This is a genomic window from Deinococcus radiodurans R1 = ATCC 13939 = DSM 20539 (assembly GCF_000008565.1).
GTDB classification, from domain to species: Bacteria; Deinococcota; Deinococci; order Deinococcales; family Deinococcaceae; genus Deinococcus; species Deinococcus radiodurans.
In genome coordinates this window covers 2,615,655-2,627,948 of the sequence record NC_001263.1, presented here as the reverse complement: position 1 = coordinate 2,627,948, position 12,294 = coordinate 2,615,655, and the positions used below count along the sequence as shown (strand labels likewise).

12 protein-coding genes are annotated in these 12,294 nt (G+C 66.9%); 8 read left to right on the top strand and 4 right to left on the bottom strand.

Features of this window, described 5'->3' with window-relative positions:
• Positions 1-117: 117 nt before the first annotated feature.
• Both DR_RS13480 and DR_RS13475 read right to left on the bottom strand, forming a co-directional pair.
• Entirely contained in the window at positions 118-1,059 is a 942-nt protein-coding gene (locus DR_RS13480) for a heme o synthase (protein ID WP_010889242.1), read from the bottom strand.
• On the bottom strand, positions 1,056-2,072 hold the full coding sequence (locus tag DR_RS13475) for a COX15/CtaA family protein (protein WP_051618901.1): 1,017 nt from the start codon (positions 2,070-2,072) through the stop codon (positions 1,056-1,058). The genes DR_RS13480 and DR_RS13475 overlap by 4 nt, the downstream gene beginning before the upstream one ends.
• Positions 2,073-2,190: 118 nt before the next feature.
• Here DR_RS13475 and DR_RS13470 point away from each other — a divergent pair, with 118 nt between their 5' ends.
• The 3 genes from DR_RS13470 (at position 2,191) to DR_RS13460 (ending at position 4,428) form a co-directional block, all read left to right on the top strand.
• Complete coding sequence (locus DR_RS13470; RefSeq protein WP_027480264.1) at positions 2,191-2,679, top strand: DUF420 domain-containing protein; 489 nt, start codon at positions 2,191-2,193, stop codon at positions 2,677-2,679.
• Between the two features lie 33 nt (positions 2,680-2,712).
• Positions 2,713-3,594, top strand: a complete 882-nt coding sequence (gene panB, locus DR_RS13465; RefSeq protein ID WP_010889239.1) for a 3-methyl-2-oxobutanoate hydroxymethyltransferase — start codon at positions 2,713-2,715, stop codon at positions 3,592-3,594.
• 81 nt (positions 3,595-3,675) lie between these two features.
• Complete coding sequence (locus tag DR_RS13460) at positions 3,676-4,428, top strand: CHAD domain-containing protein (RefSeq protein WP_010889238.1); 753 nt, start codon at positions 3,676-3,678, stop codon at positions 4,426-4,428.
• 21 nt (positions 4,429-4,449) lie between these two features.
• On the opposite strand, the gene DR_RS13455 is transcribed toward DR_RS13460, so the two are convergent.
• Positions 4,450-5,118: an HAD family hydrolase gene (locus DR_RS13455; protein ID WP_027480266.1), complete on the bottom strand. Its 669-nt coding sequence runs from the start codon at positions 5,116-5,118 to the stop codon at positions 4,450-4,452.
• A gap of 97 nt (positions 5,119-5,215) precedes the next feature.
• Here DR_RS13455 and DR_RS13450 point away from each other — a divergent pair, with 97 nt between their 5' ends.
• From DR_RS13450 to DR_RS13440, 3 genes are all read left to right on the top strand, one after another.
• Positions 5,216-5,833, top strand: a complete 618-nt coding sequence (locus DR_RS13450) for a DedA family protein (protein ID WP_010889236.1) — start codon at positions 5,216-5,218, stop codon at positions 5,831-5,833.
• 94 nt (positions 5,834-5,927) lie between these two features.
• Positions 5,928-8,414 carry a glutamine--tRNA ligase/YqeY domain fusion protein gene (locus tag DR_RS13445; RefSeq protein WP_027480267.1) on the top strand — a complete coding sequence of 829 codons (2,487 nt, stop codon included), beginning with the start codon at positions 5,928-5,930 and terminating at the stop codon, positions 8,412-8,414.
• A 290-nt stretch (positions 8,415-8,704) separates the two neighbouring features.
• On the top strand, positions 8,705-9,466 hold the full coding sequence (locus DR_RS13440; protein WP_010889234.1) for an ABC transporter substrate-binding protein: 762 nt from the start codon (positions 8,705-8,707) through the stop codon (positions 9,464-9,466).
• Between the two features lie 77 nt (positions 9,467-9,543).
• Here the strand turns inward: DR_RS13440 and DR_RS13435 are convergent, their stop codons facing one another.
• Entirely contained in the window at positions 9,544-10,803 is a 1,260-nt protein-coding gene (locus tag DR_RS13435; protein WP_010889233.1) for a YihY/virulence factor BrkB family protein, read from the bottom strand.
• Positions 10,804-10,851: 48 nt separating this feature from the next.
• Here DR_RS13435 and DR_RS13430 point away from each other — a divergent pair, with 48 nt between their 5' ends.
• Together DR_RS13430 and moaD are read left to right on the top strand one after the other, a co-directional pair.
• On the top strand, positions 10,852-11,277 hold the full coding sequence (locus DR_RS13430; RefSeq protein WP_010889232.1) for a thioesterase family protein: 426 nt from the start codon (positions 10,852-10,854) through the stop codon (positions 11,275-11,277).
• The gene (gene moaD, locus DR_RS13425) at positions 11,277-11,966 is read left to right on the top strand and encodes a molybdopterin converting factor subunit 1 (protein ID WP_010889231.1); all 690 of its coding nucleotides are present in this window, start codon (positions 11,277-11,279) and stop codon (positions 11,964-11,966) included. Before DR_RS13430 ends, moaD begins: the two co-directional genes overlap by 1 nt.
• Positions 11,967-12,294: the final 328 nt, after the last annotated feature.

Below are 12,294 nucleotides of genomic sequence, written 5' to 3'. Positions count from 1 at the left end.
GTGGTAGGCAAGTGTCCCCCAAAGGCCGCTGCGTCGCTGAAATCCGGTCTGAACCGGGCACAAAAAGCCGGCAGAACCGTGGGGTTCGTGCCGGCGAAGGGAAAACGGAAGAAGCGATTAGGACAGCACCGCGCGGTCAATGGCGCCAGCCAGGAACAGCAGCGCGAGGTAAAGCATCGAGTACAGGTAGAGCGGCACGGCGACCTTGCGTTCGGCGGGCTGGCCCGAGGCGACGTGGCGGTAGAGCTTGTACGAGAGCCACAGCAGCCACGCGCCGAGCAGTGCGCCCGAAACGAAGTAGATCCAGCTCACGGCACCGAAGTACACAGGCATCAGCGAGAGCACCACCGTGTAGATGGCGTACAGGCCGATCTGCGCTACCGTCATGTGGTCGCCGTGCACGACCGGCAGCATGGGAATGCCGACCTCGCGGTACTCCTCTTTGATCATCAGGGCGAGCGCCCAGAAGTGCACCGGCGTCCAGAAGAAGATGATGGCGAAGAGGTATCCGGCGAACAGGTTGAGGTCTCCGGTCACGGCGGCCCAACCCACCAGCGGCGGGAAGCAGCCGGCGGCGCCCCCGATGACGATGTTGTGCCAGGTCGTGCGCTTGAGCCACTGGGTGTAGATCACCACGTAGAACACGAAGCCCGCCAGGCTCATCCAGGCGGCGAGCGGCGTGCCCCACACCCACAGCATCACAAACGACAGCACCTGCAACGTGGTGCCGAAGATGGCGGCGTTGCGGCTCGAAATCAGGCCCGAGCTGGTGGGGCGCCCCGCCGTGCGGGTCATCTTGAGGTCGATGTCGCGGTCGATGATCATGTTGAACACGCCCGCCGAGCCCGCCGACATGTACCCGGCGACGCTGACTACGATGAGCAGCCACAGCCCCGACCAGAAGGTATCGCCCGGCCAGCCCCGCGCCGCCATGAACATGGCCGTAACGGTGGTCCACAGCAGCAGGCTGATGACCTTGGGCTTGGTGAGCGCCAGATAGTCGCGCCAGGTGGCGTGCTGGGTCGGCGGAAGCGAATTGGACAGCGGGGTCGAGGTCATATGGGTTCTCCAAGGGGGGCCGGTTCTTCAGGGGCGACCGGGCGGGCGGGACGCTGTACACCGAGGCCAGTGAGGGCACGGTACACCAGCATCACCACGGCGAGCCACAGCAAGCAGGCGAGCAGCAGGTGGGTCAGTTGCATCCAGGCCGGCGCCTTGAGGGCCACATTGACGAAGCCCGCGACCATCTGTGCGCCGAGCAGCCCCCAGACCACGCGGGTCCAGCGCTGCACTTCCTGGCCGGGGCGCAGGCGGCTCAGCCACACGCCGAGCCAGCCCAGATAGACGCTGGTAATGACAGCGAGCATGGGGTGAATGACACGCAGGTTCTCAATCAGGCCGGCGCTGGCCGAGAAGTCGCGCCGCACCGTGTCGATGGGCGTGCCGGGCGCCGGGGCAAACAGCAGGTCGCCCAGCGCCGTCACCGCGCCCGCCATGCCGAGCAGCAGCGTCAGGCCCAGGCCGATGGCGCTGAGCCACCCGACCCGGCCTTGACCACGCAGCCGCAGTCGGGGTTCGCCCCGCGCCCACAGCGCCGTGAGCAGCAGCGCCCCGAGCAGCGCGAAGGTGTTGGCGAGGTGGATGCCCTGCACGAAACCGCGTGCCGGGTCGGTGGAATCGGCGGTCAGGCCGAGCAGCACCTGCACGCCGCCGACCAGGCCTTCCAGAATGATCAGGCCCAGGCTCAGCAGCGCCCCGAAGCGGGCCGGGTGCCCCTTGGGGGTCTGCCGGAAGGCCAGGGCCACCAGCCCGATGGCGAGCAGGCCGCTCGCGCCGCTGGTCAGGCGGTGGCTGAATTCGATGATGGTGTGCAGGGTGGGACTCGGGGGAATAACCACCCCGTTGCACAGCGGCCAGTGGTCGCCGCAGCCCGCGCCCGCGCCGGTCAGGCGCACCACCGCGCCCCACAGGATCACCAGCAGGTTGTAGATCAGGGCCACCCAGGCGAGGCGGGAGAGCCAACTGCCTGCCCTCACGCCGGCGCGCGGCCTTGCACTCAGGGTTCCGCTCAAATTCTTCACCGTCCCTTCACGCGGCAAAAGTGTCGTGCGGCCAGCGTGATATGCGCCCCCCATTGTAGACCCCCGCCACTGATCCAGGGTCAGAAAATTGTCCCCACCCGGCGCCGCTATGATGACGGGCGTGGTCGCCGAAGTCGTCAACCAGTGGGCTGTCATCACCATCGTCCTGAGCGGCTTCGCGCTCGTCACGGGGGTGTTTTTCATTCGCCGTGGCAACCGGGAGGCGCACATGCGCGCCATGCTGGTCGCCAGCGCCCTCGCCACCGTTTTCCTGGTGCTCTACCTCACCCGGCTGGGCCTGGGCTACGAAAAGAAATACATCGGGCCTTACCGCGTCGGCTACTTCTCGCTGCTCATCAGCCACGTGATTCTGGCCGCCGCCAACCTGCCGCTGGCGCTGCTCGCGCTCTGGAACGCCTGGAAGGGCCTGCAAGCCGCCGGAAACCTCGGCAACATCGACGCGCCCGCCGCCCGGCCCTTTTTTCAGCGCCACCGCATGTGGGTGCGCTGGACGGTGCCGGTGTGGCTCTACGTGGCGGTTACCGGCTGGATCATCTACCTGATTCTGGACCGCTACGGCAAGGTCATGAACGGCTGAGCCGAGCGTGAGAGGGGGTGCTACCCTCGCCCCATGCAGCCCGAATCCGCGTCTCCTCAATTGGCGTCTCCGGCCCGCGTCAAACGCAGCCTGCCCGACCTGACCCATCCTGAACTCACATCCTCTGGCGCGCCGCTGGTGATGGTGACCGCCTACGACTATCCGGGCGCGCGCCACGCCGAGGCCGCCGGGGTGGACCTGATTCTGGTGGGCGACAGCCTGGGCAACGTGGTGCTGGGCTACGACTCCACCGCGCCGGTCACGCTTGCCGACATGATTCACCACGGCAAGGCCGTGCGGCGGGGAGCACCGAACACCTTTCTGGTGGTGGACCTGCCGTTCGGCACCTACCACGCAGGCGTGACCGACGCGATGCGGCACGCCGTGCGGGTCATTCAGGAGACGGGCGCCGACGCCGTGAAGATGGAAGGCTCCACCCCCGAGGTGCTCGACGTCGTGCGGGTGCTCTCGCGCAACGGCGTGCCGGTGATGGGGCACGTGGGGCTGATGCCGCAGACCGCCGCCGCCCAGGGAGGCCTGCGCGTGCAGGGCAAGGACGACGACAGCGCCCGCCGCACCCTGGAAGGCGCAGTCGCGTTGCAGGAAGCAGGGGCCTTCGCGGTGGTCCTCGAAGCCATTCCCGCCCGGCTCGCTCGCCTGATTTCCGAGCGGCTGAGCGTCGCCACCATCGGCATCGGCGCAGGCGTTCATTGCGACGGGCAGGTACTCGTCTATCACGACCTGCTGGGGCTCTACGAAGGCGAGGAAAAGAAAATTGCCAAGCGCTACGCCGACCTGGGGCGCGAGGCCCGTGAAGCCATCGCTCACTACGCCGCCGAGGTCCGCGCCCGCGAGTTTCCCAGCAAGGACAACAGCTTCGTGATGAAGGACGAGGTGCTCGACAAGCTGTATTGAGGGGACCAGGGGTTAGGCAATCCTAAGACCCCTTGTGACCGCTTTGAACTGTGGGTACGCCGCCGCCGCTATACCGACCCCATGTCCAAGTCCTCCAAAAAAGGCAAGACAGGAACCGACCAGCGGGCCTCGCTCGGCGCGCAGCTCTCAGGCCTGTGGCCCGCGCTGGTGCAAGGTGACCCCAAAGCGGTGCACGAAGCCCGCAAGCTGACGCGCAAGGTGGGTGCCGAACTGTCCGTGACGGGCGCTCCCAAGAAGGTCCGCCGGGCCTGGCGTGACCTGCGCCGCGCGGTGGCGCCGCTGCGCGACCACGACGTGGCCGGGGAGCACCTCGCCGCCGCGCTGGAAGAACAGGGACGCTCCCCACACGAGATTGCCGACTTTCGCCGCGACTGGCAAAGGCGGCGCGCCGAACTGCTCGCCGGGGTGCAGTGGCCGGAGCAGCCGCCGTTGCCTGAGCGCCCCGACAAATTCAAACGCCGCGCCCGCCGCACCCTGGCCCACGAGGCGCAGGATCTGCTGGACGACACCCCCGCCGTGCTGAAGGCCGAGAGCCCCGAAACGTGGCACGAGTGGCGCAAAGCGCTCAAGCACTACCGTTACACCCTGGAACTGGTGGACAAGTCGCCCGACGTGCTCCTGAACACCCTAGACGCCCTGGGCCGGATGCAGGATGCCGAGGTGGTGCGCGGCCTGCTCACCGAAAACCAGTTGCTGCCTGACCAGCGTGAAGCGCTGCTCGCCCGCGAGCTGGAGGCCCGCCGCACTTCGCAGGAGCAGGTGCGGACGCTGTGGCCTGACCTGAAAAAGCATTTGAAGGCGCAGAGGAGGTAAGGCTTTAGCCCCTACCCCTTCTCATTCCCCTAGCAACCCGGCCAGCCCCCCCGCGTACCCGTCCTCCAACCGCCGCCACTCGGCGGGGAAAGGCTGGGTGCGCGTCACGTCGTTGGGCACGACGACCAGACGCATTCCGGCGGCGACGGCAGCGGTGGCCCCATTAAAGGAATCTTCGACGGCAAGGCACTCCTCGGGGCGCAGGCCCAGCCGCGCGGCGGCGAGCAGGTACAGCTCGGGGTCGGGCTTGACGCGGCGCACGTCGTCGCGGGTCGCCACCGCCTCGAACAGGTCCAGCAGGTTGTGCTGGCGCATCCAACGGGTGACCCACTCACGGTCACTGCTCGTCGCCAGGGCGAGGCGCAGCCCGGCGGCCTTCACGCCTTCCAGCACCGCCCGCACGCCGGGGCGCAGGTCTTGTCCGGCAATGTCTGAAACGATGGTGTCGTGCAGCCGGGCGCGGACATTTTCCCGGTCGGCCTGCACCTGCTCGGGCAGCCCGGCCCAGGGGTCGAAGGCGTCCCAGGTGCCCACGCCGCGTTGCCAGTCGCTGAGCGCGAGCTCACGCCCATGCTCGCGGTACAGCTCTTGCCAGTGGTGAAACTCGCGGGTTTCGGTGTCCAGAATGGTGCCGTCGAAGTCGAAGACGACGGCGCGCAGGCCCTCGGGGATGGTGGCGGCGGGAGTCATGGCGGCAGTGTAGGGGCTGCGGGTCAGGGGAGCAGCGGGCGGCGTCATCCTTGTGGAGGACGACAGCCCCCGGCCAGCCCGCTACGCTGCTGGTGCCATGACCGACTGGATTCAAAACCTGATGGACAGCATGGGTTACCTCGGCATTCTGCTGCTGATGGTGCTGGAAAACGTGTTTCCGCCGATTCCCAGCGAACTCATCATGCCCTCGGCGGGCTTCGCGGCGGCGCGCGGTGACATGTCGCTCGGCATGGTGGTCCTGATGGGCACGCTCGGCAGCGTCATCGGTACCCTGCCGCTGTACTACATCGGGCGGGCTTTCGGGGAAGACAAACTCGTCGCCTGGGCCGACAAACACGGCAAGTGGCTCACCCTGAGCGGCAAGGACATCAAGAAGGCCGACGCCTGGTTCGACCGCTACGGCGCGGGGGCGGTGCTGTTCGGGCGCATGGTGCCGGGCATCCGCAGTCTGCTGAGCCTGCCTGCGGGCATGAGCGAAATGCCGCTGCCCAAGTTCCTGATCTACTCGGCCATCGGCTCGGCGCTGTGGAGTGCGGCGCTGGCCTACGCCGGATACGCCCTCGGCGAAAACTATGACCGGGTCGAGCAGTACGTCGCCCCGGTGTCGAAGGTCATCGTGGGGCTTCTCGTCATTGGCGCCGCTGCCTGGTTCATCCGCCGCAAGCGCGAGCAGGGGAGCCGCACTGGGGGCTGAGTGCTGAACAGACAGGAGGCTGTTGGGGGCGTTTGGGTGGGAGCAGGACCGGGGCGCCCCTTTTTCAGGGCGCTCGCCGCGTATCCTGACCCGCATGACCGATGCCCCCCGCCCAACCGCCGGGGCCGACGCCCCAGCCCGGCCCCCCGCTGCCCCACTCGTCGCGCCCAACTTCATCACCGAAATCATCGAGCGCGACCTTGAGGCCGGCAAGTACCCCCGCGTCGTGACCCGTTTTCCGCCCGACCCCAGCGGCTACGCGCACCTGGGGCACGTCTTTGCCAGCCTGCTCGACTTCAACACGGCGCGGCAGTACGGCGGGCAGTTCAACCTGCGCATGGACGACACCAACCCCGAGCTGGCGCGGCAGGAGTACGTGGACTCCATCGCCGACGACCTGAAGTGGTTGGGGCTCGACTGGGGCGAGCACTTCTACTACGCCAGCGACTATTTCGACCGCTACTACGCCTATGCCGAGCAACTCATTCGCCAGGGCGACGCCTACGTGGAAAGTGTAAGCCCCGAGGAACTGTCGCGGCTGCGCGGCAACGCGACCACGCCCGGCACGCCGAGTCCTTACCGTGACCGCTCGGTTGAAGAAAATCTCGACCTGCTGCGCCGCATGAAGGCCGGCGAATTTGCCGACGGTGAGCACGTCCTGCGCGCCAAGATTGACCTCACCGCCCCCAATATGAAGCTGCGCGACCCGGTGCTGTACCGCATCGTCAACAAGCCGCACTTCCGCACCAGCGACGAGTGGCACATCTACCCCGCCTACGACTTCGAGCACCCCTTGCAAGACGCCATCGAGGGCGTGACCCACTCCATGTGCAGCCTGGAATTCGTGGACAACCGCGCCATCTACGACTGGCTGATGGAAAAACTGAACTTCGACCCGCGCCCCCACCAGTATGAATTCGGGCGCCGGGGGCTGGAATACACCATCACCAGCAAGCGCAAGCTGCGCGAACTGGTGCAGGCGGGCCGGGTGAGCGGCTGGGACGACCCCCGCATGCCCACCCTGCGTGCCCAGCGCCGCCTGGGGGTCACGCCGGAAGCGGTGCGGGCCTTCGCCGCCCAGATCGGGGTGAGCCGCACCAACCGCACGGTGGACATCGCCGTGTACGAAAACGCGGTGCGCGACGACCTCAACCACCGTGCCCCCCGCGTGATGGCGGTGCTGGACCCAGTGAAGGTCACGCTGACCAATTTGGACGGCGAAAAGACGCTCTCGCTTCCCTACTGGCCGCACGACGTGGTGCGCGACTCGCCCGACGGTCTGGTCGGAATGCCCGGCGGCGGGCGGGTGGCCCCCGAGGAAGCTGTGCGCGACGTGCCGCTCACCCGCGAGCTGTACATCGAGCGCGACGACTTCAGCCCCGCGCCGCCCAAGGGCTTCAAGCGCCTGACCCCCGGCGGCACGGTCCGGCTGCGCGGCGCCGGCATCATTCGCGCCGACGACTTCGGGACCGACGAGGCGGGGCAGGTCACCCACATCCGCGCCACCCTGCTGGGTGAGGACGCCAAAGCGGCGGGCGTCATCCACTGGGTGAGCGCCGAGCGTGCCCTGCCGGCCGAGTTTCGCCTCTATGACCGCCTGTTCCGGGTGCCGCACCCCGAGGGCGAAAACGCGGACGTGGAGGACGACAGCGCCGGCCCCGCCGAACACGAGGCCGAGCCGGGCGCCGGGCAGGAAACGGCGCCGGTCAGCCAGGGCTTCATGCGCTACCTCACCCCCGATAGCCTGCGCGTGCTGCGCGGTTACGTGGAGCCGAGCGTGGCCGGCGACCCGGCAGACACCCGCTACCAGTTCGAGCGTCAGGGCTACTTCTGGCGCGACCCTGTTGAATTGGAACGGGTAGACAGCCGCGAGGACGCGCTGGTGTTCGGGCGCATCATCACCCTGAAAGACACCTGGGGCAAGCAGGGCGGCGGCACCCAGCAGAAGGCGGAAGGCAAGAAGCGACCCTCTACCAAGGGGAGAGGGCCTGACGAAGTCAGGGGTGAGGGGTCTTCTTCCCCAGCTAAAGCCCATGCGCCCAAAGCCCAGCCCCTCACCCCCGAACAGGACGCCGAATTCACCCGGCTGCTCGGCCTCGGTGCCTCGGAGGGGGACGCCCGCACCATCGCCCGTGACCCGGCGCTGCTCGCCTTCGTGGGGGGGGCGGCGCCGGGGGACACCTTCGCTCAGGTCGCCTCGTGGACAGTCAACGAACTCGTCGCGGGCCTGCGTGCCGGGGAGGTGAAGGTGCGGGCCGCCGACCTCGCGCCGCTCGCCGAGGGGGTGGCGAGTGGGCAACTCAGCGCGCGCATTGCGCGTGAGGCCCTCGCCCGCGCCGCCGCCAGCGGGGACGCGCCGCTCACCATCATCGAGCGCGAGGGTCTGAATGCCGGCCTGAGCGCCGAGGCCCTGCAACAGGTAGTGGCCCAAGTCATCGCCGCCAATCCCGACAAGGCGGAGGCCTACCGCGGCGGCAAGACCGCGCTGCTCGGTTTTTTCACCGGGCAGGTCATGCGCGCGACCGCCGGCAAGGCCGACCCGCAGGCGCTCGCGGCGGCGCTCAAAGACGCTCTCGCCTGAGCTTCTTTCCCTTTTGCGGCTCCCAGCTTCAATGGTGCGGGGCCGCATCTTTTTTCAAGTTTTCTGCATAGGGGTGACAGGCGAAACCTTTTCTTTCCCCTCTCTGTCGCCTTTCTCTCAGAAAGAAGTCAAACCAATTGCGGTTGAATCGCTCACTTTGAGCGATGAAACCCGAGCGGAGCGAGAAGCAAAAGAGACGTGCTGCGGGAAATGGATTGAAATCCAGTTCTTTTCTGGATTTTAAGGAATTGGACGCAGTGCGTCTTAGACAGGCACGTTAGGGTGAGTGCATGAAGTTGAAGTCTGTCTCCACCCTTGCGCTCGCCATGCTCGCCTTCGGGGCTCCGGCGGCGGCGCGTGACCTCACGAGCATCAAAAAGTCCGGCACCCTGGTCGTGGCGACCGAGCCCACCTACCCGCCCTTTACCTACACCCAGGGCAAGAAAATCGTGGGCTTCGAGGCCGAACTCGCCGAACTGCTTGCCAAGCAGCTCGGGGTCAAGGTGGAGTGGAAGTCCTCGTCGTTCGACACCCTGCTGATCGGGCTCGGCCAGGGTCGCTACGACATGGTGATCGCCTCGCACGGCATTACCCCCGAGCGCCAGAAGGCGGTGGACTTTTCCAACCCCCACTACTGCTCGGGCGGCGTGCTCGTCAGCAAGCCCGGCGGCCCCAAAACGCTCGCCGACATGAAGGGCAAGAAGCTCGCCGTGCAGCTCGGCACGACCTACGCCACCCGCGCCCGCAGCCTGCCGGGGCTCGGCAACATCCAGACCTACCCCAACAACACCGACGCCCTGCAAGCGCTGATGGCGGGCCGCACTGACGCCTACCTCACCGACCGCTTCGTGGCGCTCGAAGCCCGCAAGAAGACCGGGGGCAAGCTTCAGATTGGGGCGCTGGTGTTTCAGGAAAAAATCGGCATCGCCTTCCAGAAGGACAACAAGTCGCTGACCAGCGCCGTCAACGCCGCGCTGAAAAAAGTGCAGGCCGACGGCAGCTACAAGAAGCTGTCGGAGAAGTACTTCGGCGAAGACATCCGCTGCCACTGACACATCCGCTGCTACTGAGCACCACGAAAAAACCTCCCCGGCCAGTGACGAGCCGGGGAGGTTTTTTCGTGGAAGTCTCAGCGCTTTTTCTTGCCGAGGCCGAACAGTCCGAGAATCAGCACGGTGGGCACTGCCAGCAGCGCGGCGAAGGCGTTCCACACGGCGGCGACGAGGCTGGGCAGCAGCGCAGGGCGCCGGTTGGCTACTGCTTGCCCCGGACGCGGCATGGAGGTAAGCAGCGCCGGACGCGGACGGCGGCCCCCGGTGCGGACAATCCGGCCCCGGTGGTCGCGGATGGGCTTGCCCTGGCGCAGCGCGGCGGCCTGGGCGGCTTTTTCCTGCTCGCCGGGCTCGGTGCTCACGTTGGCTCCGGCCACGGCCAGCGCCGCTTTCTTGGCAGTGTTGGCGGCGCCGCCGGCGCGGGTGCCGAATTTCTGAGAGTAGACCCAGGTCAGCTCGGCGCCGAAAAAGAAGATCATGGCGCTGTAGTAGATCCACGCGAGCAGCGCGACCAGCACCCCGGCGGCCCCGAAGGCGCTGCCCGGCGCGGCGCGGCCAAAGTAGATGCCGATCAGAATTTGCCCGATGGAAAACAGCACGGCGGTGACCGCGCCGCCCACCAGCACCTCGCGCCACTCCAGTTTGACGGCAGGCAGGAACTTGAAGATGGCGGCGAACACGGGCGTGAGCAGCAGCGCCGAGAGCACAAAGGTCCCGACCCGCACGAGCACGGCGCCGACGCCCAAAGAGTCGCCCAGACTGTGCGCCAGTGCCGAGAGCCAGGTGTTGAGCGCCAGAAACAGCAGCAGCACCAGCCCGATCGCCAGAATCAGCACAAAGGAAATCAGGCGCGTCTTGACAATCTTGCCGATGCCCTGGGGCGGGGCAGGGTCGGCGCCCCACATGGAGTTCAGGGCGTCCTGAAGCTGAACGAACAGGCCAGTCGCGCCCATGAACGTCACCACGAAAGCGATCAGGGTGGCGATGACCGAGCCGCGCTGCAAGCCTTTTTGGTTGCTGACGAGCCCACGCAAAAAGTCGGCGGCGTCTCCGCCCACGCTCTGCGCGACGCTGCCCTGTGGTCCGAACAGCTGGTCCACCACCTTGGCGTCGCTCAGAAAAAAGCCAGCGACCGCCACCGCAAACAGCAGCAGCGGCGCGAGGCTGGAAATGCCGTAGTACGAAATCGCCGCCGCGAGCCGGGGGGCCTTGTCCTGCCCGAAGGCTTTGGCCGAGTCACCGATCAGGCCAAACAGGTCGCTGGCCCCAAATTTCTGCGGCGGCGCGGCGGACAGACCGCTGGCGGGCGGCATCGGGGAAGGAGTTCTGACCGTCATGCTCCGCAGTGTAGGGGGCGAGCCCGGGCGGTTGCTACGCTAAAGCCCATGCAAACCATTCCCGAAGGCTTCACCCAGACCTTGGAGGTCACCGTGACCGACGAGATGACCGTGGACTTTGCCGAACTCGGGCGGGTGCACCCGGTCTACGCGACCTACTGGCTGGCGAAACATTTCGAGGAAGCCGGGCGCAAGATCATCCTCCCCTTTCTGGACGAGGGCGAAGGCGGCATCGGCTCGCAGGTGGAGGTCCGCCATACCGCTTCGGCGCTGCCCGGCCTGGCGGTGCGGGTCACGGCTTCGCTCGACCGGGTGGAAGGCCGGCGCGTGTACGCGAAGTTGCGGGCGGTCAACGAGCTCGGCGACGAAATCGGCCACGGCTCGACCACCCAGGTCGTGCTGCCCCAGGCCACCATCGACGCGGGCTTCAACGAACTGGGCCGCCGCTGGGCCGAATCCCAGGAGGGCCGCTGATGCAGGTGCGCGCCGTGTTTTTTGCCCGCCTGCGCCGTGAGGTGGGCCTGGAAGAACTGACCCTCGACGTGCCGGACGGCGCCGACGTGAGGGCGGTGGCCGAGCACCTCGAACAAGAGCGCGGCGTGAGCCTGCGCGGCTGCATGGTGGCGGTGAACGAGACCTACGCCAGCCCTGAGCACCTTCTCCGCGAGGGCGACGAGGTGGCCTTCCTGCCCCCGGTGGCGGGCGGTGCCCCCGAGGACGAGGCCGACGCGGACACCCACTGCCGCGTGACCGCCGACCCACTGAGCCTCAGCGAGGCCGACGCTTTCCTGGTGAAGCCCGAGTACGGCGCCCAGGCCTACTTCATGGGCACGGTGCGCTCGCCCAACCAGGGGCAGGTCGTCGAGTACATCGACTACGAAGCCTTTGCCCCGATGGCCGAAAAGGTCATGCGCGAAGCCGCCGCCCTCGCCCGCGAGCGTCACGGCGAGCTGCGGGTCTGGATTGAGCACCGCACAGGTCGCCTCACCCCCGCCGTCGCCAGCATCGTCATCGGTGTCGCAAGCCCCCACCGCCGCCCGGCGCTCGAAGCCTGCGATTTCCTGATCGAGCACCTCAAAATCGAGCTTCCGATCTGGAAACACGAGGCGGATGGGCGCGGGGAACACTGGGTGAAGGGCACGACCGGCCACGACACGCTGTGAGACTTCGGTAAAAACGCTGTCCTGTACGATAGAAACTGGAACGGCTGTATCGGCTTGACAGAGCCTGCATACCGCACTATTCTTTCCTTATCACCGTCCGCAAGGGGGGCTTTTTTTGTGCCCCGTGTGTGGTGACCTGGGAAGGCTTGGTCGGCTAGAGACAGAAAATGTCGTGCCAGCCGATCAAAACATGCCCAAATGCATAGCCTTGACAAAGACTGAATACCCCGGTATTCTTTTTCTATCACCGTCCGCGAAGGGCGGCTTTTTCGTTTTGGGTTTCGCTCGGATTCGGCGGACAGCACAGAAGCAACTCGCGGGCTCGTGC